General features: G+C 53.2%; 24 protein-coding genes. 17 read left to right on the forward strand and 7 right to left on the reverse strand.

What is annotated here, in order from left to right; all coding sequences use genetic code 11:
* The first annotated feature begins 78 nt into the window (after window positions 1–78).
* Window positions 79–909 carry an AraC family transcriptional regulator gene (locus CRO33_RS17050; protein WP_097118955.1) on the forward strand — a complete coding sequence of 277 codons (831 nt, stop codon included), beginning with the start codon at window positions 79–81 and terminating at the stop codon, window positions 907–909.
* A gap of 72 nt (window positions 910–981) precedes the next feature.
* Window positions 982–1,935 carry a DMT family transporter gene (locus tag CRO33_RS17055; protein ID WP_097118956.1) on the forward strand — a complete coding sequence of 318 codons (954 nt, stop codon included), beginning with the start codon at window positions 982–984 and terminating at the stop codon, window positions 1,933–1,935.
* Window positions 1,936–2,838: 903 nt separating this feature from the next.
* Here CRO33_RS17055 and CRO33_RS17060 read toward each other — a convergent pair.
* Window positions 2,839–3,234, reverse strand: coding sequence for a transposase (locus CRO33_RS17060; protein WP_097118957.1), 396 nt, complete (start codon window positions 3,232–3,234; stop codon window positions 2,839–2,841).
* A gap of 527 nt (window positions 3,235–3,761) precedes the next feature.
* Between CRO33_RS17060 and CRO33_RS17065 the strand changes: the two genes are divergently transcribed.
* Both CRO33_RS17065 and CRO33_RS17070 read left to right on the forward strand, forming a co-directional pair.
* Window positions 3,762–5,018, forward strand: coding sequence for an oligosaccharide flippase family protein (locus tag CRO33_RS17065; protein ID WP_058960083.1), 1,257 nt, complete (start codon window positions 3,762–3,764; stop codon window positions 5,016–5,018).
* Between the two features lie 8 nt (window positions 5,019–5,026).
* The gene (locus tag CRO33_RS17070) at window positions 5,027–5,977 is read left to right on the forward strand and encodes an ATP-grasp fold amidoligase family protein (protein ID WP_034826903.1); all 951 of its coding nucleotides are present in this window, start codon (window positions 5,027–5,029) and stop codon (window positions 5,975–5,977) included.
* A gap of 55 nt (window positions 5,978–6,032) precedes the next feature.
* On the opposite strand, the gene CRO33_RS17075 is transcribed toward CRO33_RS17070, so the two are convergent.
* Window positions 6,033–6,314 carry a YjcB family protein gene (locus tag CRO33_RS17075; RefSeq protein ID WP_034826901.1) on the reverse strand — a complete coding sequence of 94 codons (282 nt, stop codon included), beginning with the start codon at window positions 6,312–6,314 and terminating at the stop codon, window positions 6,033–6,035.
* A 252-nt stretch (window positions 6,315–6,566) separates the two neighbouring features.
* Window positions 6,567–6,995, reverse strand: a complete 429-nt coding sequence (gene soxS / locus CRO33_RS17080; RefSeq protein ID WP_097118958.1) for a superoxide response transcriptional regulator SoxS — start codon at window positions 6,993–6,995, stop codon at window positions 6,567–6,569.
* Window positions 6,996–7,092: 97 nt separating this feature from the next.
* Between soxS and soxR the strand changes: the two genes are divergently transcribed.
* From soxR to CRO33_RS17105, 5 genes are all read left to right on the forward strand, one after another.
* Window positions 7,093–7,569 (forward strand): redox-sensitive transcriptional activator SoxR, encoded by a 477-nt coding sequence (gene soxR, locus CRO33_RS17085; protein ID WP_097118959.1) that lies wholly within the window; start codon window positions 7,093–7,095, stop codon window positions 7,567–7,569.
* 44 nt (window positions 7,570–7,613) lie between these two features.
* Window positions 7,614–8,276, forward strand: a complete 663-nt coding sequence (locus CRO33_RS17090) for a glutathione S-transferase family protein (protein WP_097118960.1) — start codon at window positions 7,614–7,616, stop codon at window positions 8,274–8,276.
* 158 nt (window positions 8,277–8,434) lie between these two features.
* A complete protein-coding gene (locus CRO33_RS17095) occupies window positions 8,435–8,722 on the forward strand; it encodes a hypothetical protein (protein WP_058960085.1) in 288 nt (95 codons plus the stop codon).
* 152 nt (window positions 8,723–8,874) lie between these two features.
* Complete coding sequence (locus CRO33_RS17100; RefSeq protein WP_058960086.1) at window positions 8,875–10,224, forward strand: NCS2 family permease; 1,350 nt, start codon at window positions 8,875–8,877, stop codon at window positions 10,222–10,224.
* 139 nt (window positions 10,225–10,363) lie between these two features.
* On the forward strand, window positions 10,364–12,013 hold the full coding sequence (locus tag CRO33_RS17105; protein ID WP_097118961.1) for a Na+/H+ antiporter: 1,650 nt from the start codon (window positions 10,364–10,366) through the stop codon (window positions 12,011–12,013).
* Window positions 12,014–12,043: 30 nt separating this feature from the next.
* Here the strand turns inward: CRO33_RS17105 and CRO33_RS17110 are convergent, their stop codons facing one another.
* Window positions 12,044–12,946 (reverse strand): LysR family transcriptional regulator, encoded by a 903-nt coding sequence (locus CRO33_RS17110; protein ID WP_058960088.1) that lies wholly within the window; start codon window positions 12,944–12,946, stop codon window positions 12,044–12,046.
* Window positions 12,947–13,050: 104 nt separating this feature from the next.
* Here CRO33_RS17110 and CRO33_RS17115 point away from each other — a divergent pair, with 104 nt between their 5' ends.
* The 3 genes from CRO33_RS17115 (at window position 13,051) to CRO33_RS17125 (ending at window position 14,830) form a co-directional block, all read left to right on the forward strand.
* Entirely contained in the window at window positions 13,051–13,476 is a 426-nt protein-coding gene (locus tag CRO33_RS17115) for a CidA/LrgA family protein (protein ID WP_097118962.1), read from the forward strand.
* The gene (locus CRO33_RS17120; protein WP_034826881.1) at window positions 13,469–14,164 is read left to right on the forward strand and encodes an LrgB family protein; all 696 of its coding nucleotides are present in this window, start codon (window positions 13,469–13,471) and stop codon (window positions 14,162–14,164) included. Before CRO33_RS17115 ends, CRO33_RS17120 begins: the two co-directional genes overlap by 8 nt.
* Before the next feature lie 120 nt (window positions 14,165–14,284).
* Window positions 14,285–14,830 carry a YfaZ family outer membrane protein gene (locus CRO33_RS17125; RefSeq protein ID WP_034826879.1) on the forward strand — a complete coding sequence of 182 codons (546 nt, stop codon included), beginning with the start codon at window positions 14,285–14,287 and terminating at the stop codon, window positions 14,828–14,830.
* An 83-nt stretch (window positions 14,831–14,913) separates the two neighbouring features.
* Here the strand turns inward: CRO33_RS17125 and actP are convergent, their stop codons facing one another.
* The 3 genes from actP to acs form a co-directional block, all read right to left on the reverse strand.
* Entirely contained in the window at window positions 14,914–16,566 is a 1,653-nt protein-coding gene (actP, locus tag CRO33_RS17130) for a cation/acetate symporter ActP (RefSeq protein ID WP_097118963.1), read from the reverse strand.
* The gene (locus CRO33_RS17135) at window positions 16,563–16,892 is read right to left on the reverse strand and encodes a DUF485 domain-containing protein (RefSeq protein WP_097118964.1); all 330 of its coding nucleotides are present in this window, start codon (window positions 16,890–16,892) and stop codon (window positions 16,563–16,565) included. Before CRO33_RS17135 ends, actP begins: the two co-directional genes overlap by 4 nt.
* 173 nt (window positions 16,893–17,065) lie before the next feature.
* Window positions 17,066–19,021 (reverse strand): acetate--CoA ligase, encoded by a 1,956-nt coding sequence (acs, locus tag CRO33_RS17140; protein ID WP_097118965.1) that lies wholly within the window; start codon window positions 19,019–19,021, stop codon window positions 17,066–17,068.
* Window positions 19,022–19,602: 581 nt separating this feature from the next.
* Here acs and gltP point away from each other — a divergent pair.
* The 5 genes from gltP (at window position 19,603) to murP (ending at window position 24,319) form a co-directional block, all read left to right on the forward strand.
* Window positions 19,603–20,904 (forward strand): glutamate/aspartate:proton symporter GltP, encoded by a 1,302-nt coding sequence (gene gltP / locus CRO33_RS17145; RefSeq protein WP_058960091.1) that lies wholly within the window; start codon window positions 19,603–19,605, stop codon window positions 20,902–20,904.
* Between the two features lie 223 nt (window positions 20,905–21,127).
* Complete coding sequence (locus CRO33_RS17150) at window positions 21,128–21,304, forward strand: type II toxin-antitoxin system HicA family toxin (RefSeq protein WP_097118966.1); 177 nt, start codon at window positions 21,128–21,130, stop codon at window positions 21,302–21,304.
* Window positions 21,305–21,412: 108 nt separating this feature from the next.
* Window positions 21,413–21,817, forward strand: coding sequence for a type II toxin-antitoxin system HicB family antitoxin (locus CRO33_RS17155; RefSeq protein WP_166933893.1), 405 nt, complete (start codon window positions 21,413–21,415; stop codon window positions 21,815–21,817).
* Window positions 21,818–21,968: 151 nt separating this feature from the next.
* Window positions 21,969–22,880 (forward strand): N-acetylmuramic acid 6-phosphate etherase, encoded by a 912-nt coding sequence (gene murQ / locus CRO33_RS17160; RefSeq protein ID WP_097118967.1) that lies wholly within the window; start codon window positions 21,969–21,971, stop codon window positions 22,878–22,880.
* A complete protein-coding gene (gene murP / locus CRO33_RS17165; RefSeq protein ID WP_034826865.1) occupies window positions 22,880–24,319 on the forward strand; it encodes a PTS N-acetylmuramic acid transporter subunit IIBC in 1,440 nt (479 codons plus the stop codon). Before murQ ends, murP begins: the two co-directional genes overlap by 1 nt.
* Window positions 24,320–24,607: the final 288 nt, after the last annotated feature.

A 24,607-nucleotide genomic window follows, 5' to 3' on the forward strand; every position in this document is an offset into this window, starting at 1 on the left:
ATGCAGGTAAAGCAAATCTGTTTTGCATTTCAGCTCGCCGCCGCGCATGCTAATTAACCTGTTTTTAGGAGGTGTGATGTGAAGGTGGTTCCGGAAATCTTTCCTGATAAGTGCGATCAGGCGCAGTTCCAGCATTTTGCTGAACTGCCGGGTATCGAGCTGTATCAGGCGCACATCTCGCGTTACGCTTTTGAGCCGCATACCCATGAAGCCTTCGGTATCGGCACCATTGAATCGGGTGCACAGCGTTTTCGCTACCGCGGCACGCACTATACGGCACCGCAGCATTCACTGGTAATGATGAACCCTGATGAATTGCACACCGGGGAATCGGCCTGTGATGAGGGCTGGCGTTATCGCATGATCTATATTGATCCGCAGGAGATGGAACGGCTTACCGGCGATCGTCACTGGTGGTTTAGTGAAGCGTTGCGCACAGATGTCCGCCTGGCACAGCCCTTTTCCCAGCGTCTGGCACAGATGTGGCAAGCCACCAGTGCGCTGGAACGCGAGAGTCTGTTGCTGGAACTGCTGGAGCTATTACGCCCGCTGGCACATCAGGGAAAATCCCGACCCGAAGAGGGCGCCCATCGCTTTGATGCGGTAAAAGCCTATTTGCGTGAAAACCTGGCGGAGCCGGTTCGTCTTGATGAGCTGGCCGCCCTGGCGTCTTTGTCGCCGTGGCATTTTCTCCGCAGTTTTAAACACCACTTCCATGTTACGCCACATCAGATGCTGATGGCCTTTCGCCTGTTCGAAGCCAAGCAACGTTTAGGAATGGGAGAAAGCGCGGCTTCGGTAGCGGCGGCTGTTGGATTGACCGATCAGGCACACCTCACGCGCGCGTTTGCTCACCGTTATGGCATCACGCCAGGGCGTTATCAAAAGCAAGTTTTCCCCTCACGTTAACCGCAATCTGCTACAAGCCTTTATTATCCGGTTACGCCACACTGCGGCGGAAAGGTCATAAAGGAAAAGAGAATGTTTGCTGGAATCGTATTTGCACTTGCCGCAGGACTGATGTGGGGGCTGATTTTTGTCGGCCCACTGTTGATCCCAGACTATCCGGGCACCCTACAATCGGCCGGACGCTATGTGGCATTCGGTCTGGTCGTCTTGCCGCTGGCGTGGCTGGATCGCCGCCGTCTTAAACAACTGGCGCGCAAAGATTGGCTGGAGGCGCTGAAATTGTCGCTGGTCGGTAATCTGCTCTATTACGCCTGTCTCGCCAGTGCTATCCAGCGCACCGGTGCGCCCATCTCGACCATGATAATTGGCACCTTGCCGGTGGTCATCACCGTGACGGCCAACCTTTGCTACGGCCATCTTGAAGGGCGACTTTCCTGGCGTAAACTCTTTCCGGCGCTACTGATTATTGCTGCTGGCCTGGGCTGCGTGAATGCCGCTGAGATGCAAATGCAGGGACCGGAATTTGACTGGTCGCGCTACCTGACAGGGCTGTTACTGGCGATTTTAGCGGTCGCCTGCTGGACCTGGTATCCGCTGCGCAATGGCATCTGGCTGCGCGCGCATCCACAGCATAAAGCCGGTAGCTGGGCAACGGCACAAGGGTTGGTGACCTTACCGCTGGCGCTGGTGTTCTATTTATTCGTGTGCGGTCAGCTTTACTGGCAGCAGCCTGAGTTCGCTCTGCCATTTGGCCCACAGCCCACGCGTTTTCTCCTCATCATGCTGGCGATTGGGCTGATATGTTCATGGTTAGGCACGCTATGCTGGAATGCGGCCAGCCAGCGTGTGCCAACGGTCATCATGGGGCCGCTGATTGTGTTCGAAACGCTGGCGGGTCTGCTGTGGACCTTCCTCTGGCGACAGAACTGGCCGCCGCTGCTCACTGGCATTGGTATTGGCTGTCTCATCGTTGGCGTAATCTATGCCATGCGTATTAAACCGCAGCCGAAAGTCAGCGCGCTTTAACATGAATTTCTGGCTGCTGAGTAGAGGGGCTCAGCAGCCCTTTCTTCAGTTTTTTTAGGAATTTGCCCCCTCTGTTTTGCGCTCCTCTTCGCCATTTATATCCTCAGTCACCACCGCGATATAACTTTCCCTCGCTTATCCTTGCCTGTTTTTTCCCCACTTTGTCATAACTCATGTTGCATTCAGGGGGGCAATCCTGTCACTCCAGCGGGTGGAAACGAGGTGATAACCCGCGGGGAAGGGTAAAAAAAACGGCTTCGGGAGGGTTAAAAAGGTGTTCTATCTGCATTTTTATTGCGATTTGGCACTGAAAATCACCGCTCTAAGCCACCATTTTCTCAAGATGCTGCACCGGTGTTGAGAAACATCCGCTGAATTTGCATGAAAAAATGATTAAACACAGCGATGAATTAACGGGCGATATTTCCCATAAGTCGCCATTTTTTACTGTTATTGTTTAGGCGTGATAACGTTTCTAATCCGGAACAATCCTGGTGCGATTATCAGCGCATCACTCTGGCAAAATAGTGAGCTGTGATCATCACCTGAAGTGACAGGTCCAAAAAAAATAAGAGTTTCTGTGAGGGCGATTACATGTCGTTGTTCATGATGGCTTAACAGATTTATCGGTATTCAGTCCTGATCATTAATATCAATTAAGTAATAAAACGAAGCGCCAATCTCACCGTAATGAGATTGGGCTGCGTATGAAAGGCTTGAATAGCGAGACTTTTGCTGATGTGAATCAATTTTACCGCAAAAAAGGAAGCAAATCCGCGATGATATTCATCAGGAAAAATTGGTGCGAATTGTTATGTTACGAACGCCGAATTAAATGATCTTCATCTCTTCTGGTAAGAACAAATCTCAGCATTAAGTCAAATAACAACGGTCTTAATGGTGTTAACGATTATCGGAGCCTGAAGGATAGTGGTAAACACTGCGGCTAATATCCAGCAAACGACAGCTGCGACGCGTTCCAATGTCGAAGGTGGTTTGCAGGAAGTTAACGGCTTGCCGCTTCTCATTTGTAGTGAAGAAGTTTTTCAGCACGCTTTGCAGCATCTCTTTATCGGAACTCAACGACTGCAGTTCACGGGTAAGGTTTTGTAGTTGATCCTCCAACTCTTTGATTTTTCTGCCTTCTTCTGAAGAAAGCCCAGAGAACTTTTTCTTCCAGCTGTAGAAGGTGGCCTCGGAAATGCCAAGCTCTTCACAAATCTCCCTGACTTTCACTCCCGTTTCAGAAGCTTTAATGGCATTTGTGATTTGCTCTTCGCTATATCGTGACTTTCTCATAAATGCTCTTACCTTTCTTATCAATTAGTGGATGAGAATTACTGTATTAATATCTGGTACTGCAAAAAGAGTATTAATGCAGTATTAAAGTGCGCGATTAGAATTGCGAGGTTTAAATTAAGTTATTTAGAATAAATATCATCATGGGATAAATCTTATTTTATTCTGAATGCCATTGAACGCCTTCCTGGCTTTGGGTTTTTGATATAGATTCATTCCATCCCAAATGCAGAAAAATACTACAATCATTGGAAATACGGCATAACCTGTTTGTGAAAATCACAGGGTGTGCCAGTAAACCTTTGCTTCGAATTCAGGCTGAAATCGTTTACATCCGCAGAGTTTCGCACCAGGTTTAATCGGAATTTTCCTGAATTCATTCAAAGAATCCTGACGGGAGTCTCATTTTTCGGACCAGTTTGGTTTGAAGTTATTAATTTAAGTCAGGCCCACTGAGCGCTTGTTAATTCATTTCAAGGACGTTGTACCGAAAGGCAGTTGCTGTAAGTAATACTAAGGATCAGTCGATGAAATTGAGCGTAATGTCTAATGCCGCCTGGATGATGTCTGAGAAGATCGTCTCGGTGTTCGGCGTCATATTTGTGACCTCCTACGTGGCGAAGTCATTTGGCCCGACCATATTCGGTCAGATGGCGTTTTCAACCTCGTTGTTCTCGATGGTACAGACCGTAGCGATTTTCGGTACCGAAACCATCCTGTTCAAACGCATCAGCAAAAGTGCGCCGAAAGGCCTGCGGCTGATGGCGGTGGCCCGCACCATGCGGTTGGTCTTGTTGTTGCTGACCTCCATCCCGGTGTTGATTTGGGTGTGGTACAACATGCAGGAAAATTTCCTCGCATTTGCCCTGGCCTCGTTTATCTCCTCCGTTTTTGTGACGCAGGATACGTTCAGCGTTTATAACAATGCGCGTCTGGCTTCCCGACTCAATACCGTGGCCAACTCGGTCGGCCTGCTGTTGGGCTTTACCCTGAGTTTCGCCATTGCCTGGCTGCACCTCAATCCCTTGTGGCTGACGCTGTCGATTGTCATGGTCACGCTGGTGCCGTACGTCATTAAACGGTCTAACTTTTACCGCGAAAACCAGGACATGGCGCCACCGCAGGAGAAGCGCAATACCTACCTGCGTTATCTGCTGTACGCCGGTTTACCGTTGGCAATTTCCAGCATCTTCATTTCCGTGCAGGTTAAGGCGGCCCAGATGTTTCTGGCGGGTATAGCCTCCGCTCGCGATCTCGGCCTGTTTGCTGCCGCCAATACCATTTCGGCGTCCTGGATATTCATTCCGGTTGCCATCATCACTTCCTGCTTCTCGGAGATCTTCCGGGAGCGCGGAGCAGCCGCCATCAAGCTCACTGCGCGGCTGAACGGCTATGTCATGGGTGTTTCATTGTTGTTGTTAGCGGTGATAGCGCTGTATGGCGAGCAAATCATCATCGCTTTGTATGGTCACGAGTACACACAGTCAGGGAGTCTCATTACGTTACTGTCGTTAGCAACCTGCTTTTCGGCAATGGGGACCGTAGCGTATCGCTACATGGTGAAAGAGGGCGGATTTAACTATCTGCTGAAGAAGATCATCTGCCTGATGGTGATCAGTCTGCCGCTGTCGTGGTGGCTGATCCAGGGCTACGGCATCATGGGTGCCGCCTGGAGCGTCTTCATCTCTGAACTTCTGTCCCTCACCGTAATGAATTACTTCTTCAATAACGGCGTCATTCAGAAGATTCAAGTTTCCTCACTCAACTACAAAACCTACAAATGAGGTCCGATATGCTCAAGTTGAAAGATGAACTCAGAAGAAGTGTCCAGTACTTCATCAAGAAGATGCCCTGGGCTTACCAGGACCGCATCTATTACTTTCATAAATTCCGCAAACTGCCCAATTTGCGTCAACCGAAAGTGTTTAATGAGAAGGTGCTGTACCGGAAATTCGTTTTTGGCGATTACCAAATCTATGGCCGCCTGTCGGATAAATATTCGGTGCGCGAATACATCGCCGAGAAAGTGGGCAGCGAATACCTGATCCCATTGGTGTATGAGACCAGCGACCCGCACTCGCTGCATACGCTGCCGAGTTGGAAGAACACGGTAATTAAGCCCAATCACGGCTCCAATATGGTGGAAATCCTGCTGGAAGAGCCGGATGCGCTGAAGAAGCAGAAAATTATCAGTGACTGCCATCGCTGGTTGAAGACCGACTTTGCCAATGAAGCGCGTGAGATTCACTATCGCTACATCAAGCCGCGTATCCTGGTGGAGCAGTACATTGGTGATGGCAAAACTGCGCCGATTGATTACAAGTTTCACATGTTCAACAAGCGTGACGGCAGCTTTGAATATGTGCTGCAGGTGATTTACAACCGATGTAACCCGTTACTGTCGATGAATTTTTATGTGAACAACCTCAATGAGGCGTACCACAAAATTCGCGATACCGGGCTGGATGTGAATCCACAAATGGCGCAGTTACAGCACGCATTAGCGCTCAGTAAAACCCTGGCGAGCGATTTTGATTATGTGCGTGTGGACTGGTATATCGATGGTGATCGGATTTACTTTGGCGAGCTGACGTTTACGCCAGGTGCCGGGTTGGTAACCGGGTTGGACCGTGGATTAAACCAGATGATGGGTGATATGTGGATTCAAGACCGCCGCGGTACGCAGATACCGGGTGTGACGGTGCCGGAAGTCGCTATTCCAGCCGTACTGAAGAAAATTTGAGTATCACACAGCAAAATAAAAAACCCCGCTTAGCGGGGTTTTTTATTGGCTGCGATTAAGGCATCGGCCAATCAGCAGGCGTCTGGCTCATCACTTCAACGAAGGCGTTTTTGGAGATTTCCATGAAGTTGTGCAGATTTTCCATGCTCAGGGTAATGCCGAGCAGGCCGGTGACAAACCAGCATGACATGCCTACACCAATACCGCCGCACATCAGTGCCATCACGTGGTGACTGTTCTGACGCAGTTTAATTTTCATGGTGCTGGCAAAGAACATCATGATGGCGCTGAGCAGCTCCCAACGCATGACGATTAAACTGGTGGTTAACGTAGCCATCTGCAAAAACCTCTTCAAATCAGTAATATCCCTGACATTGATTGGACATCACTGGCGGCAGAGAAGGAGGGTCAGGGAGGCCCTTCTGGCCGTCTTACGTGGGTGTAAATCTGTGACTTGGGTCACATTATATCACCCGATTTGAAAGTTTGAACAAAATTTATACCTGGTATGGTAGAAAGATTTTTATCGAAGCGGGGGAGATGGCAGAGGCAAAGCGGGAAGGTGCGCCCGTGAAGGGCGCGCAGAATGTCACTGAACCGGGCAGCACTCGCCGGTGGTGCGCTGGGCAAAGCTGTTCATGTTTTCACTGCAATCGAAACTCAGCAGACGCGGACGCTGAATCATCGCCTGACGGCGCATGGTGTGACGATAGGCGGTCGGCGTCTGGGAAAACTGACGGCGGAACACGCGCGAAAAAGTTTGCTGTGAATCGTAACCGTATTGCATCGCGATATCGAACACTGGACGCTGAGTCTGGCGTAACGCTTCAGCGGCCAGAGTCAGGCGGCGCTCACGAATATAGCCACCCAGCGTTTGTTTCGTCACGGTACGGAACATACGCTGCAGGTGCCATTTTGAGTAGCCGGATTTTGCTGCCACTTCGTCGATCGACAGGGCCTTATCCAGATTTTCATCGATCCAGTGTGTCAGTGAATAAATGATTTCCTGTTGCATCATAGCCTCATCCTTCTGAAAGGTTTATCGGGTTTGAAATTCGAAGTTTTGATGGGGTGCGAGTATAATTCCTCAAGTTAACTTGAGGTAAAGGCCCTAAATGAAAAAAGAACGCAATTACCCAAAACCGGTGTTAACGCCGGGTGAAGTGGCGAAACGTAGCGGCGTGGCCGTTTCCGCGCTGCACTTTTATGAAACCAAAGGTTTAATTTTCAGTTCGCGCAATGGCGGCAATCAACGGCGTTACAGCCGCGATGTGCTGCGCCGTGTGGCGATTATCAAGATTGCGCAGCGCATCGGTATTCCGCTGGCCACTGTCTGCGACAGTTTGATGCATGTACCAGCCAACAAGCGTATGTCGACGCAGGAGTGGGATGCGCTGACGCAGCACTGGCGTGAAGAGCTGGATAAGCGTATCGAAACCCTGACGCGCCTGCGCAACGATTTGGATGGGTGTATTGGCTGTGGCTGCTTATCGATGCGCGATTGTCCACTGCGTAATCCCGGTGACCGTCTGGCGCAGCAAGGTTCGGGAGCGGTGTTACTCGACCCTGAACAGGACGAGCATAAAGGTTAATCCGCTATACTTGCCGGGAGACTTTGACCGGCAAGGAAAACCGCATGATTACTGTTCACCATCTGGAAAATTCCCGTTCGCATCGCGTGTTGTGGCTGCTGGAAGAGCTGTCGGTGCCGTATCAAATTAAGCGTTATCAGCGCGAGGACACGCTGCTGGCGCCGGATTCATTAAAGAAGATTCATCCGCTGGGTAAGTCGCCGGTGATTACTGATGGCAATCGGGTGATCGCCGAGTCAGGGGCGATTCTGGCGTATCTGCAGCAGAAATATGATAGAGAGCATTTGTTCGCCATCACGGATGAGGATGAACAGATTCAGGCGCGTTACTGGCTGCATTACGCAGAAGGGTCGCTGATGCCATTGCTGGTGATGAAGCTGGTGTTTGGGCAACTCGGGAAGAAGCCGGTGCCGTGGATTTTACGTCCGGCAGGCGTGGCGTTGAGCAAAGGGATTCAGAAGTCCTGGTTGAACAAGCAGCTAAAACTGCACGGCGACGTGATTGAGCAGCATCTTAGCCAGCATCGTTATTTCGCCGGGTCACGGTTTAGCATCGCCGATGTGCAGATGAGTTTCCCGCTGCTGGCGTTGCAAGTGCGGGGATCGTTGAAAGAGATGCCGGCCACCGCACGCTGGCTGGAATCGATGCAGCAACGTGCTGCCTGGCAACGCGCGATTGAGCAGGGCGGGGCGATTACGTTTAGTTAGTTTGTCGCTGCAGTGCTGTGGGTTGGGTGCTGTGAGTTGGGTACTATAGGTTGAGTACTGTGGGTTAGTCGTTGTGGGTTGGGTGCTGTGGATTATCGCTGTGAGTTGGGTGTCATGCCCAGCAAAGGCCCGCCCGATCGCAAAGGAATAACGCATCCATGCAGATCGGCCGCGCCGTCCATGGCGCGGACGCTTTGCTCTTCGGGCGGGCCTTTGCTGGGCCTCAAGTTAATTATCGCTTCATGAGGCATCCACCTCTTACCATCGGTGCAGTTGGGGAGGAAAACTGTGCGATGAATGAAAAATATCGATATTTTCCAGCCAGTTCCGACCCCTTAAGTTTCGCCAAAAGCAGTGTAACCACGTTGTTAACCCGCGCCAGTCTGCGCTTTATCCTGCCTGATAATCGATTAGTAGTTGAAAACCCCATAGCAAACGCCAGATAATCGTTTGCCTTTTTCCGTGTCCCCCTTTTACGACCTGGAATACGCGGCCACGTAAACGTTTGCCTCTTTTCTCTTTGAGAACCTTCACCAGGATGATGCGCAAACGCGGGCCGTGGGGCTCATTACATCTTAAAAAACGCAGAGGATTTACTATGTCTGGCGACTCACGCCCGGCCAGTGGAAAACTGGACGCCTGGTTCAACATCTCGGCACGCGGCAGCAGCGTGCGTCAGGAAATTTTGGCGGGGCTAACCACCTTTTTAGCCATGGTTTACTCCGTCATTGTCGTACCGGGTATGCTGGGTAAAGCCGGCTTCTCGCCGACTGCCGTGTTTGTAGCGACCTGCCTGGTCGCCAGCTTTGGTTCGATCATCATGGGATTGTGGGCCAACCTGCCCATGGCGATCGGCTGTGCGATTTCCCTGACCGCCTTCACCGCGTTTAGCCTGGTGCTGGGCCAGCACATTAGCGTCCCGGTTGCCCTTGGCGCGGTATTCCTGATGGGCTTGCTGTTCACGTTGATTTCGGTCACCGGGATTCGCGCCTGGATTTTGCGTAACCTGCCGATGGGCGTGGCGCACGGCACGGGAGTCGGTATTGGCTTGTTCCTGCTGCTGATTGCGGCCGATGGTATTGGCCTGGTTGTGAAGAACCCAGCGCCGGGCTTGCCGGTGGCACTCGGCCACTTCACCTCGTTCCCGGTGATTATGGCGCTGATCGGGCTGGCGGCCATCTTTGGTCTGGAAAAACGTCGTGTGCCAGGCGGAATTTTGCTGACCATCGTAGCGATTTCTGTGGTGGGTCTGATCTTTGATCCGGCTGTCACCTATCAGGGGCTATTCGCTATGCCGAGCCTGAAGGATGCCAACGGCCAATCCGCGATGTTTAGTCTCGATATCATGGGTGCGCTGCAACCGGTGGTGCTGCCAAGTGTGCTGGCGCTGGTGATGACCGCGGTATTTGATGCCACCGGCACCATTCGTGCAGTGGCGGGCCAGGCGAATCTGCTGGATAAAAACGGCCAGATCATTAACGGTGGCCGCGCGTTGACCACCGACTCCGTCAGCAGCCTGTTTGCCGGTTTAGTCGGTGCTTCGCCTGCGGCGGTGTATATCGAATCTGCAGCCGGAACGGCTGCGGGCGGTAAAACTGGCCTGACAGCGATTGTCGTCGGTCTGTTGTTCCTGTTGATTCTGTTTATGTCCCCACTGGCCTATCTGGTTCCGGCCTACGCGACGGCGCCAGCGTTGATGTACGTTGGCCTGCTGATGCTGAGCAACGTGGCGAAGATTGACTTCAATGACTTTGTCGATGCGATGTCGGGTTTGGTCACTGCCGTGTTCATCGTCCTGACTTGCAACATCGTGACTGGCATCATGCTCGGCTTCGGCTCGTTGGTGATTGGCCGCCTCTTTGCGGGTGAATGGCGCAGGCTGAACGTGGGCACCGTGGTGATTGCTGTTGCCCTGGTGGCCTTCTACGCGGGTGGTTGGGCCATCTGACTTTTGAACGCGCTTATTTCCAGATAAGTCTCTTTCTGGTTCACGCCGCACGCAGGGTTGCCCCTTTGTGCGGCGTTTTGTTTTACACTTTCCTGCGCAACAACATCGCTTTAATGAAATTGATTCGCCTAAGGAAAGCATGGAAATCTTCTTTACTATTCTCATCATGACGCTGGTGGTGTCACTCTCCGGCGTGGCGGCGCGCATATTGCCGTTCCAAATTCCCCTGCCGTTGGTGCAGATTGCCGCTGGTGCATTGCTGGCCGTGCCGAGCTTTGGCCTGCATGTCGATTTTGACCCCGAACTGTTCCTCGTGCTGTTTATTCCGCCGCTGCTGTTTGCCGATGGCTGGAAAACGCCGATTAACGAATTCCTGCACCACGGACGCGAAATCATGGGCCTGGCACTGGTGCTGGTGCTGATTACCGTGGTCGGAATTGGTTATCTGATTTACTGGCTGGTGCCGGGTATTCCGCTGATCCCTGCCTTCGCGCTGGCTGCGGTGCTGTCACCTACCGATGCCGTGGCGCTCTCCGGCATTGTCGGGGAAGGGCGCATCCCGAAAAAGATCATGTCGATTGTGCAGGGCGAAGCCCTGATGAACGACGCATCCGGCCTGGTATCACTGAAGTTTGCGGTCGCGGTGGCGATGGGCACCATGGTGTTTACCTGGGGTGGCGCCAGCGTGGAGTTCCTCAAAGTGGCGATCGGCGGTCTGGTCGCGGGTGTGGCGGTATGCTGGCTATATGGCCGTTCGCTGCGTCTGCTGAGCCGCTGGAGCGGTGACGATCCGGCGACGCAAACCGTGCTACTGCTGCTGCTGCCTTTCGCCTCTTATCTGATTGCTGAGCATCTGGGCGTGTCAGGTATCCTCGCGGCAGTTGCGGCGGGTATGACCATCACGCGCTCTGGCATTATCCGCCAGGCACCGCTGGCGATGCGTTTACGTGCGAATAGCGTATGGCAGATGCTGGAGTTTGTGTTTAACGGCATGGTGTTCCTGATGCTGGGCCTGCAACTGCCGGACATTCTGGAAACTTCCGTCGCGCAAGCCAATGCCGATCCGAACGTCGAGCTGTGGATGCTGTTCACCGATGTTGCCCTGGTGTATGTCGCCTTGATGATTGTGCGCTTTGGCTGGTTGTGGATGATGCAACGTGCCAGTTTGCGTTTCCTGAAGAAGAAGCCGCTGGAATTCTCAAACTACTCATTCCGTGAGTTGCTCATCGCCTCTTTTGCCGGTGTGCGTGGTGCCATTACATTGGCCGGTGTGCTGTCGATTCCGCTGTTTCTTAGCAATGGCGAACCGTTCCCGGCGCGCTATGAGCTGGTGTTTATTGCCACCGGCGTGATTCTGTTCTCGCTGTTTGTCGGGGTGATTCTGCTGCCGATATTGTTACGCGGTATGGAAAGCACCGATAAATCGGGACATCGCCGTGAAATCCAGTATGCGCGTGCGGCAATGGCCAATGTGGCGATTGAGAGCCTGCACAAAATGGAGCAGCGACTGGAAAACGATGCAGAAGAGAATATCGATCCGGAACTGTTGAAAGAGGTCAGTTTGCGTGTGATTGGCAATCTGCGCCGCCGCGTGGTGGGCAAAGATGAGGTGGATCAGGCGCTGTTTGCCGAAAACCTGGAGCGTCGTTTCCGCCTCAATGCCCTGCGTGCCGAGCGCGCCGAGGTTTACCATCTGCGCGCGACGCAGGAGATCTCCAACGAGACGATGCAGAAGCTGTTGCGCGATCTCGACCTGCTGGAAGCGTTGTTGATTGAGAAAGAGGAGTAAGCACAGCTCAACAGCTAGCATATAGCGCCGCTACACCGATAACCGTGGCGGCGCGTCCGGCCAATGCTCGCGGCAGCAATCGATCCACGCCTGCGCACTGCGCGACAGATAGCTGCCTTCGCGCCAGATCAAACCCAGACTCCACTGCAACTCCGATTCCAGTGGCAACCACAGCAGCGATTGCTTATCCAGCCGCTGGCAAATCGGCTCGGGTAAAATTGCCAGCCCCATTTCGGCTTGTACCATTGCTGCCAGGAAATCCCACTGCGCGCTGCGCACCGCAATCTCCGGCGTCAGCCCCTGACGCTGAAATGCCTTCATCAACTGACGATTAAGCGAGAACTCTTCATTCAGGATCAGCAGTGGATGAGCCGCCAGTTCCTTGAGACCCAGGCTGCTGCGATTGAGCCACTGCGCGCTGCGCGGCAGCAGCACGCACAAAGGATGACGCATCAGTTCCAGCGTATTGAGCGGCAAATCCGCATCGACCGGCAGCGCAGTGAGGGCGATATCCAGCCCGCCGTTCAGCACGGCCTGCTGCACCGTTAAGCCGCCGGATTCGACAATCTTCAATTGCACACCCGGATAGCGGCGGCGAAACGCGGAGATCGAACCGGCGATCTGCATCCCGACCATCGGCGGGATGCCCAGCCGCAGTTCACCGGTTTTCAATTCATTGATATCGCCAATCTGCGCTTCCAATTGATGAAACTCCTGCAAAATCGCCAGCCCGCGCTGATACACCGCCTGACCGCTGTCGGTGAGATGCAGCTTGCGTCCCTCACGCAGCAGCAGCGTGCAGCCGAGTTCTTCCTCTAACTGGCGCAGCATTTTGCTGATGGTAGGTTGCGTGACAAACAGCTTCTCAGCGGCACGGGTGAAACTTTGCTGGCGTACCACCTCGGTGAAATAGCGTAGGGCGCGGACGTCCATCAAACATTCCTTTTTGGCATAGTTTGAATAATTTTAATTCATTTCTTTCACAGTTTGACGCGGATTTATACTAAGCCCAACGTTTAATTCTGGGGAGAAGGAAAATGGCGCTTGCATTGAGTCCGCGCAGAACGGACATCCTGCAACGTGTTTTTGTGCCATTGCAGTTGGTGCTGTATATCGGCCTGTTTATGGCCAGCGACAAACTGGTGAGCTGGCTGCATTTGCCGCTGCCCGCCAATGTGGTGGGAATGGTGCTGCTGTTGCTATTGATCATGACACGCGTGGTGCCGCTGCGTTGGGTAAAAGCCGGGGCCAACTGGCTGCTGGCGGAAATGCTGCTGTTCTTTATTCCTGCGGTGGTGGCGGTGGTCAATTATAGCGATTTGCTGCGCAGTGAAGGCTGGCGCATCTGTGTGGTGATTGCGGTGAGTACCTTATTAGTGCTGGCGGCGACCTCGCTGGTGGTGGATCGTCTGTACCGCTTCGAACTGGCGCGTGCGGCGCGTAAGCAGGCGCATAATGGCTGATTTCATCATTAGCCTGCTGTGTCTGGCGCTGACGCTGCTGGTCTATTACGTCAACAAACGCCTCTATCGCCGCAAACAGACATTGCTGCTGATGCCGCTGGTAATGACGCCGGTGGTGCTGGTGGCGCTGCTACTGCTGACACACGTCAGTTGGAAAGATTACATCGCGGAAAGCCACTGGCTTATCTGGCTGCTGGGCCCGGCAACGCTGGCGTTTGCGGTGCCGGTGTATGAGAACCTGGAGATCATCAAGCGCCACTGGCTATCGCTGAGTGTCGGCGTGTTAACCGCCACGCTGGTGGCGGTGTGCAGTTCGGTATGGCTGGCGCGACTGCTGATGCTGCCGGAAACCATCCAGCGCAGCCTCGCGGTGCGCTCGATTACTACGCCATTTGCACTGGCGGCTGCACTGCCGATTGGCGGCCAGCCGGATTTGGTGGCGCTGTTTGTGGTGATAACCGGGGTGTTTGGCATGGCAGTAGGCGATGTGCTGTTTCTGCGTATCGCCATCAAGCAGGGCGTGGCAAAAGGTGCCGGATTTGGTGCTGCGTCGCACGGTGCGGGAACGGCTCGCGCTTATCAATTAGGTCAGCAAGAGGGCGTGGTATCGAGCCTGGTGATGATGCTGTCAGGCGTGGTGACGGTGATTCTGGCACCGCTGTTGAGCCACTTGTTATGGGCGGCCTGATGGTCGCTTTTTGCGCACTGTCATCGATTTTTACGTAAAGGTTTCCAAATAAAGTTGTCTCCTGCTGCCAGGCTGTTACCCTTTGCGCCGACTTATTTGTCCTTCATGGAGTGGAATCATATGTTTAAGCAACTTGTTACTGGAAGCGTATTGGGTCTGGCACTGCTGAGCAGCGGCGCGCAGGCAATTGAGGGCAGTGTTGACGTGGGTGAGCATAGCACCAACCTGAACCTTGGCCTCGGCACCACCTCTCCTGGCCTGTTCCTGAAAGGCAACTGGCTGCGCAGCGATCACGATGGCAGCACCTACGGTCTGGGCGCGGGCTACAACATCGATTTTGGCGACTTCCGCATTGCCCCTACCGCCAAAGCACTGTTCACCCATCCGGAAGATGGTCGTGATGGCTTCACCGTGGCTGTAGGTGCCGGTGCACAGTACAACTTCAACAGTATGTGGGGCCTGTACGGCGAATACTACTACGCGCCGGAAGCGTTCTCCGATCGGCTGGACAGCTACAAAGAAGCGTCTGGTGGTCTGAGCTTCACCCCGATTTCTCTGCTGAATCTGCGTGTGGGTTATCAGTACATCGAGTTGAACAACAAAGGCGATCGCAAAGACAACGTGCTGGTCGATGGCCCATACGTGGGCGCGTCACTGCGTTTTTGATGATGAAACCCGATGCACCTGATGGCGCGTCGGATTCATCATCGCACAAATTGAATGCCGCCCATTTGGGCGGCATTTTTTGTTTAGTGCGCTTTGCCCTGGGAAATGCCTACGCCCGTTTGTGAACGAATAAACTGACCACGGAATTTAGCCCGCTCTTCAGCACCCTGTCTGGAGTGATCGGTAATCGAGAACAGCCAGGTACCGATAAACGCTGCCGCCATTGAGAACAGCGCCGGATACTCATACGGATAGACCGGGGTGGCATGCCCCAGCACCTGCACCCAGATGGTCGGCCCGAGGATCATCAACACAACCGCCGTAATCAATCCCAGCCAACCGCCAATCATCGCGCCGCGCGTGGTCAGCTTCGACCAGTACATTGAGAGCAAAATAATCGGGAAGTTACAGCTGGCCGCAATCGAGAACGCCAGTCCGACCATAAAGGCGATGTTCTGTTTCTCAAACGCGATACCCAACACAATCGCCACCACGCCGAGAATCAGCACGGTAATTTTCGACACCCGTAGCTCATCACGCTCAGTCGCCTGACCTTTGCGAATCACGCTGGCATACAGGTCATGAGAAACCGCAGAAGCACCGGCCAGCGTCAGCCCGGCAACAACGGCCAGGATCGTGGCGAAAGCCACCGCCGAGATAAAGCCAAGGAACAGGCTGCCGCCCACCGCATTCGCCAGATGCACCGCCGCCATATTGGTGCCACCAATCAGCGCGCCAGAAGCATCTTTGAAGGCTGGATTTGCGCCGACCAGCAGAATCGCGCCAAAACCAATGATAAAGGTGAGGAAGTAGAAATAGCCCATAAAGCCGGTGGCCCAGAACACACTCTTACGCGCTTCACGTGCATCCGCCACGGTAAAGAAGCGCATCAGAATATGCGGTAAGCCAGCGGTGCCGAACATCAATCCAAGACCAAGAGACAGTGCCGATATCGGATCTTTCACCAGACCGCCCGGTTGCATGATCGCGGCACCTTTCGGATGGACCGCCATCGCTTCGGTAAACAGCGTGTTGAAGCTGAAGCCGGTGGCTTTCATTACCATAATCGCCATAAAGCTGGCCCCAAACAGCAGCAGCACGGCTTTGATAATCTGTACCCACGTCGTGGCTAACATGCCGCCAAACAGCACATACATCACCATCAAAATCCCCACCAGTACCACGGCGATATGATAATCGAGGCCAAACAGTAACTGGATGAGTTTGCCCGCACCCACCATTTGCGCTATCAAATACAGCGCCACGACGACCAGCGAGCCACAGGCCGACAGGGTACGAATCGGTTTTTGCTGCAGGCGATATGACGCCACATCGGCAAAGGTATAGCGCCCGAGGTTACGTAAGCGCTCCGCAATGAGGAACAGAATTATCGGCCAGCCCACCAGGAAGCCGAGCGAGTAGATCAACCCATCGTAGCCCGAGGTGTAAACCAGCGCCGAGATACCGAGGAACGAGGCCGCAGACATAAAGTCACCCGCCATCGCCAGACCGTTCTGGAAGCCGGTAATATTGCCGCCCGCCGTGTAGTAATCGCTACGTGAACGGGTGCGTTTGGAGGCCCAATAGGTGATGCCGAGCGTCGCCGCCACAAACACCACAAACATGATGATGGCTTCGTAGTTGGTGGCCTGTTTTTGCACTGCGCCGGTAATGGCGTCGGCGGCAAACACGCTGGCAGGCACTACCGCTAACAAGGCTGAGAACAGGCGCTTCATGATTTCACCTCGCTCAGGATTTGTTTGGTCAGGCGATCAAACTCGCCGTTAGCGCGCCAGACATAGACGCCAGTGAGCAGAAACGACACCACAATGAGGCCAACGCCGATGGGGATGCCGCGTGTGACATTGGTGCCTTCATGCAGCGGCGTACCGAGCCAGCCAGGGGCAAAGGCAATCAGCAAAATAAAGCCGACGTACAACACCAGCATGATGATACTGAGCAACAGCGCAAAGGACTGGCGCTTGTGCACCAGTTCCTGAAAACGCGGATTACTCTCGATTTGTTGCCAGACTGCTTCCTGTTGATTTAGGGCTTCGTTCATCACAGTTTCTCCAGAGGAAAGGCAGGCAGATATCTCACGGTTAAATGATTTAAACTGCTGAATATTCTAGTTATAAAGGTTGTGCGATGGTGAAAAGCGTACAGCGTAAGGTAGGGATGACGGAGAGTAGCCTGCCGTGAACAGGCTGACACTCTCCGTCGCGTCGATGCCGGTTACGGCATGGTGATGGACTGCTTCTCCTCCAGCAATTTCTCTACCACGCCCGGATCGGCCAGGGTTGAGGTATCGCCAAGATTACTGGTATCGCCCGCCGCGATTTTGCGCAGAATACGACGCATAATCTTGCCGGAGCGGGTTTTCGGCAGTGAGTCGGTCCAGTGCAGCACATCCGGCGTGGCAATCGGGCCGATCTCTTTACGCACCCAGTTACGCACTTCGGTATACAGCTCTGGCGAGGGCTCTTCGCCGTGGTTCAGCGTGATATAAGCATAGATCGCCTGGCCTTTAATGCTGTGAGGAATACCCACAACTGCCGCTTCCGCAATCTTCGGATGTGACACCAGCGCCGATTCAATCTCTGCAGTGCCGAGACGATGGCCGGAGACGTTCAGCACGTCATCGACGCGGCCGGTGATCCAGTAGTAACCATCTTCGTCACGGCGTGCGCCGTCTCCGCTGAAGTAGCGGTTTTTGAAGGTGGAGAAGTAGGTTTGCTCAAAGCGGTCATGATCGCCAAACAGCGTACGCGCCTGTCCCGGCCACGAATCGTTGATCACCAGGTTGCCTTCGGTTGCGCCTTCCAACGCGTTGCCTTCGTTATCCACCAGCGCGGGCTGCACGCCAAAGAACGGCTTGGTAGCCGATCCGGCTTTTAGCTCAATCGCGCCTGGCAGCGGCGTAATCATAAAGCCACCGGTTTCGGTCTGCCACCAGGTATCCACAATCGGGCAGCGGCTGTCACCAATCTTTTTGTAATACCACTCCCAGGCTTCCGGGTTGATTGGCTCGCCGACGGAACCCATGATGCGCAGGCTGCTACGGCTGGTGCCTTCAATGGCCTTGTCGCCTTCGGCCATCAGGGCACGAATCGCGGTTGGCGCGGTATACAACAGCGTCACCTTATGCTTATCGACGACTTCAGCCATACGGCTCGGCTTCGGCCAGTTCGGCACACCTTCGAACATCAGGGTAGTGGCGCCGCAGGCCAGTGGGCCGTAAATCAGATAGCTGTGTCCGGTGATCCAGCCCACATCGGCGGTGCACCAGTAGACATCATCCGGATGGTAATCAAACACATATTTGAAGGTGCTGGCGGCATACACCAGATAACCCCCGGTGGTATGCAGCACGCCTTTCGGTTTGCCGGTAGAACCGGAGGTATAAAGGATAAACAGCGGATGCTCGGCTTCTACCGCGACCGGTTCGTGTTGATCGCTGGCCTTCGCCACCAACTCGTGCCACCAAAGATCGCGGCCTTCGCGCCAGCCGGTATCTTTACCGGTGCGCTTGAACACCACCACGTTTTTCACGCTGGTGACGCTCGGGTTGTTCAGTGCATCATCGACGTTTTTCTTTAGCGGGATGCTGCGTCCGGCGCGTACGCCTTCATCGGCAGTAATGACCAGCTTCGCGTTGGAATCCACCACACGACCGGCAACGGCTTCCGGCGAGAAGCCACCAAAGATCACTGAGTGCACCGCGCCGATACGTGCACAGGCCAGCATTGCCACCGCGGCTTCGGGCACCATTGGCATGTAGATGGCGACCACATCGCCTTTCTTGACGCCAAGGCTCAGCAGCACGTTGGCAAAGCGGCACACGTCGCCGTGCAGTTCACGGAACGTGATGGTTTTGCTTTCGCTGGCGTCATCGCCTTCCCAGATAATCGCCGGGTGATCGCCACGCGTCTGCAAGTGGCGGTCAAGGCAGTTGGCGGCGAGATTCAGCGCACCGTCTTCATACCAGCGAATCGAAATATTGCCGGGGGCAAAGGAGGTGTTTTTCACCTTGCTGTAAGGCTTGATCCAGTCGAGGATTTTACCTTGCTCACCCCAAAAGGCGTCGGGATCGTCAACCGATTGTTGATACAGCGCCGCATACTGATCGGCATTAATCAGGGCATTCGCTGCGACGGCAGCGGGTACAGGATGCTTATGTATTTGGCTCATGGCTGACCTCCTTGAAGATGTTAATCATATGTCAATCAAAGGTTAATTGAAGAGCGTGACTGGGCTTTGTTTCTGTTTTGTAGTCTGGATCACGACCTTTTGTATGCCTGAAAAGCGCCCGAATTCATACTGTTCATCACGGAAACCAATGAGACCCAGTCTGTGGTTTTTCGTGGAATCAGACGTTGTCGCTGGTTAAATAATCAGCAAACGCGCCAGGCGGTTTTTTGCCCGAAATTGAATAGCTATGCGGAAAATTATCGAATTAACACTTTTCATAACAGCGAGTTATGACTAAAAGTTAATGTCAGCATTTTATGCTACTCAGTTGCGCAGGATTTACGCTAACCCCCTAGGGGTTGCAATTACCGCAGTGAAAATGGTACTTATCTCGGCCCTGTTCAGCAGGTATCCACTCAGGCTGCATCATCGCGCAGGCGCAAAATGCTTACGCAGCAGTGTCTGATGCAGTCCACTATAACCCTCTATTTTATCGGGCTTTTGCTCACTTCCCTGTGCGTCATGTCTTCTGCAGCTTCGCAGAGGAGCAAAGGGGTTTTTACTGAGGAAAGTAACGCGTTATGAAAGGTTTTAAGCTCACCCTTGCCTGGCAAATTTTGATTGCCTTGATTCTCGGCGTTATCGTCGGAACCGTGCTGCATAATCAGCCAGACGATCGTGAATGGTTAATCACTAACATTCTCACCCCAGCAGGCGACATTTTCATTCATCTGATCAAGATGATTGTGGTGCCGATTGTGATTTCCTCCCTGATTGTCGGCATTGCTGGCGTTGGCGATGCGAAAAAACTGGGGCGTATTGGTGTCAAAACCATCGTCTATTTTGAAGTGATCACCACCATTGCCATTGTGGTCGGCATTACGCTGGCCAACGTATTCCAGCCAGGTAGCGGCATTGATATGTCTACGCTGGTAACGGTGGACATCTCTAAATACGAAGCCACAACGGAAGCGGTACAGGGGGCGCCCCACGGCCTGGTGACCACCATTCTGTCGCTGATCCCGCAGAACATTTTCGCCTCGCTGGTGAAGGGCGACATGCTGCCGATTATCTTCTTCTCGGTGCTGTTTGGTATGGGCTTGTCAGCGCTGCCTTCAGAACATCGTGATCCGCTGGTGACCGTGTTCCGTTCAGTGTCTGAAACCATGTTTAAAGTGACGCACATGATCATGCGCTATGCGCCAGTCGGTGTGTTTGCGCTGATTGCGGTCACTATCGCTAACTTTGGTTTTGCCTCGCTCTATCCGCTGGCCAAGCTGGTGTTGCTGGTGTACGTGGCGATTCTGTTCTTTGCCTTCGTGGTGCTGGGAACGGTCGCGCGCATGTGCAAACTGCGTATTACCACGCTGATGCGCATCCTGAAAGATGAGCTGATTCTGGCCTATTCTACTTCCAGTTCAGAAACCGTGCTGCCACGCATCATGCAGAAGATGGAAGCCTACGGCGCGCCGAAAGCCATCACCAGCTTCGTGGTGCCGACCGGTTACTCATTTAACCTCGATGGTTCAACGCTGTATCAGAGCATCGCGGCGATCTTTATCGCGCAGCTGTACGGTATCGACCTGTCGCTGACCGATGAAATCATTCTGGTGCTGACGCTGATGGTGACCTCGAAAGGGATTGCTGGCGTGCCGGGCGTCTCCTTCGTGGTGCTGCTGGCGACGCTGGGCAGCGTGGGTATTCCACTGGAAGGCCTGGCGTTTATCGCCGGTGTGGACCGCATCATGGACATGGCGCGTACTGCGCTGAATGTGATCGGTAATGCGCTGGCGGTGCTGGTGATTGCACGCTGGGAAAACCAGTTCGACACCAGGCAGGCCGAAGCCTACGAGCTGGAACTGCGCACACAGAAAGCCAGTTAAGGCCATCAGCCTTAACGAAATGACGACTTCAGCTGCGTAATGCACCTTGATGCGTAGTTAACGAAACCCGCCATCCGGCGGGTTTTTTTATATCAATTCAAGACGTGTCCTGGGTGTTTGGCCGCCGGAATTGTGATTAATTTCATACCCACCATAACCACTAATAATTTGTTTTGTGGTTATGGTGGGTATATTCTTAGCGCTAAGATAACCGGAGGTTTGATTGAGCAGCAGGGAGCTGATCAGGATGTTGCTGGAGCGCGGTTGGGTTTTAGACCGAGTAAAAGGCAGCCACCATGTGTTTGTGAGAGCAGATAAGCCGTATCACATCTCACTTCCTCATCCTGAAAAAGACCTGGCAACTGGAACATTACGTAAGTTAATGAAGTTAATGGACTAAATGTATACGGGGGCAATGCCCCCGATTTGGAAAAAATTAGCAATGGCAGTTGCAGCAGACATTGCAATGAATTCCTAACTGAATATTTCTTTTTAGTGAGGACTGAACATGAGATTCCCCGTTTATCTGCATAAGACAGAGGACAACAGCTGGTCAGGTTTTGTGCCAGATGTGGAGGGATGTTTTTTTGCAGGCAAAAGCGTAGATGATGCGCTGCGCGATGCATTTAACGCGATTGATGTACACGTAGAATCTTTAGCGGATGCCAGCAAAGCCATCCCTAAAGCGGCAGACATTGAGACTCACATTCATGATGAAGCCTGTCAGGGAGGTTACTGGGCATTTGTGGAGATCGATCTGAGTCGCTATGAAGGTAAAGCGGTAAAGCTCAATATCACTTTGCCACAAAATTTACTCAGCAAAATTGACAGTTATGTCGAATCCCACCGCGAATATGGTTCGCGCAGCGGTTTTCTGGCGGAGTTAGCGCGCAGAGAATTAGCGAACGCGTAATCAACATAGCTAAACATCTACCCGCCATCCGGCGGGTTTTTTTATGCCAGCCTCTGCAAAAAGTACAAAAAACATGACAACCGAGCAGGAATTAACAATTCAAAATAGTATATAGTTTTCCGAATAAATTATTCTTTCACAGGAGTGCGTGATGCAGATCGACCTGAGCCAGATGATCACCGAAGGGCGTAACCCAGCGAGCCAAAACATTGACGAGCTACCCACCGAAGCGATGCTGCGCGTCATTAATGATGAAGACAAAAAAGTGGCATTGGCAGTGGAAGCGATTGTGCCGCAGATTGCGCAGGTGGTGGATGCGATTACTGCAGCCTTCAGTAAAGGCGGGCGCCTCATTTATTGCGGAGCGGGCACGTCGGGCCGCCTCGGTATTCTCGATGCCAGCGAGTGCCCACCGACTTTTGGCACGCCGCGCTCGCAGGTCGTCGGTTTAATTGCTGGCGGCCACACCGCGATTTTGCAGGCGGTGGAGAACGCGGAAGATAACGTAGAACAGGGCGCACAGGATTTAAAGGACATCGAATTCAACGCTAATGATGTACTGGTGGGGATTGCCGCCAGTGGCCGTACACCCTATGTATTGGGCGCGTTAGCCTATGCAAAACAGCAGGGTGCATTTAGCGCGGCGTTAACCTGCAATCCTAACAGCCCGATGTCACAGGCTGCGGATGTGGCACTCACCCCGGTAGTGGGGCCAGAAGTGGTCACCGGTTCTTCGCGTATGAAAGCCGGTACGGCACAAAAGCTGGTGCTCAATATGCTGACCACCGGCGCGATGATCCGCAGTGGCAAAGTGTACGGCAACCTGATGGTGGATGTGGAAGCCACTAACCAAAAGCTGGTGCAGCGCCAAATCAACATCGTCAAACAGGCCACTGACTGCGACGATGCCACCGCGCAGCAGGCGCTGAACGCGTGTCACGGTCACTGCAAAACGGCGATTGTGATGGTGCTGGCAGGATTGGATGCCAGCGAGGCCCAGGCGCTGCTGAAGCAAAACAGCGGCTTTATCCGTAACGCGTTGCGTGACGCAGGAGCGCAATAATGGCTGCCATTACCGAAGGATTACTGCGCGATATCCTGCAAGCGGTGGGAGGCGCACATAACATTGTGCAGTGCGGCAACTGCATGACGCGTCTGCGCCTGACGCTCGCGGATGCCACATTAGTCGATCATGCCCAACTGAAAACGCTGCCCGGCGTATTGGGTGTGATCGACAGTGATGCGCAGTTGCAAATCGTACTGGGGCCCGGCAAAGCGCAAACCGCCGCTGAGAAAATGCAGGGATTACTGGATAGCGATGAAACGGAAAAACCGCAGGATCTCAGCACTATTGCTGCCGCCCAAAAGCAGCAGATGAAAGCGAAGCAAACCAGCGCGCTGCACCGTTTTCTCTCCTGCTTCGCCACCATCTTCACGCCATTGATTCCCGGCTTTATTGGTGCCGGTTTGCTGTTGGGATTTGCCACGCTGATTGAGCAGATTTTCCACCTCAACCAGCCCGGTGAACATGCGCAGTGGCTGCTGGATACCGTGGCCTACATGAAAGTGTTCGGCAAGGGGCTGTTCACCTTCCTGAGCATCCTCATTGGTTATAACGCGCAGAAAGCCTTTGGTGGCACTGGCGTGAACGGTGCCATTATCGCTTCACTGTTTGTGCTCGGTTATATGCCAAAAGCCACCGTGGGTTATTACAGCGGAATGTCAGATTTCTTTGGCATGGCGATTGACCCGCGCGGCAATATTATCGGCGTATTATTGGCGGCGATATTCGGTGCGTGGATTGAGAAACAACTGCGTAAAATTATCCCCGATAATCTCGACATGATTTTGACATCGTTACTCACGTTATTAATTACCGGCGCCATCACCTTTATGGTGATTATGCCGATTGGCGGTGAGTTATTTAAAGGCATGTCATGGTTATTTATTCATCTCAATAACAATCCCTTTGGCTGCGCTATTTTGGCCGGTCTATTTTTAATTGCAGTGATGTTCGGGATTCATCAGGGTTTCATTCCGGTCTATTTTGCGCTGATGGAAACCCAGGGCTTTAACTCATTATTCCCGATTCTGGCGATGGCGGGTGCGGGTCAGGTTGGGGCTTCTCTCGCGCTGTGGTGCAAGGCCGATAAGCACTCGCTACTGCGTACGCAAATCAAGGGCGCGATAGTACCGGGCCTGTTGGGCGTGGGCGAACCGTTGATTTATGGCGTTACGCTGCCACGCCTGAAGCCATTTATTACTGCCTGTTGTGGCGGTGCGCTAGGTGGATTCTTCATTGGTCTGGTAGCCTGGCTCGGTCTGCCGGTGGGGATGAATACGGTATTTGGGCCTTCCGGATTGGTTACGTTGCCGCTGATGACCTCTTCACAGGGGATCTTTGCCGGTATGGCGGTGTATCTCGCCGGATTAATCGTGGCGTGGGTCGGTGGATTTGCCTTTACCTGGTGGGGCGGAACCAAAGGCGTCGATCTCAGCTAATGCCATTGCTATTCACCGTAGCAGCACACGACATCATGCCGCTACGGTGAAGCTGGAATGAAGCCTGCGATGGCGTGCCGCTATGGGGGATACGCCGGCAAAACCTTGAAGATTTAATGAATTTAAATGTGATTTATGTCACGTTTTTTGCAATTCGCCTTATCGTTTAGCCTGGCGCTGATATCGCCGAATATGCCGTGCCATTCGTAAGTAAACTGCTAAGGAAAAATAAAGAAACTATTAGTAAGATAGCGGGCTAATTATTGGAAACTTCTGGACTCAATTATT

Origin of the sequence: Pantoea sp. GL120224-02 (assembly GCF_900215395.1) — a bacterium.
GTDB lineage: Bacteria > Pseudomonadota > Gammaproteobacteria > Enterobacterales > Enterobacteriaceae > Pantoea > Pantoea communis.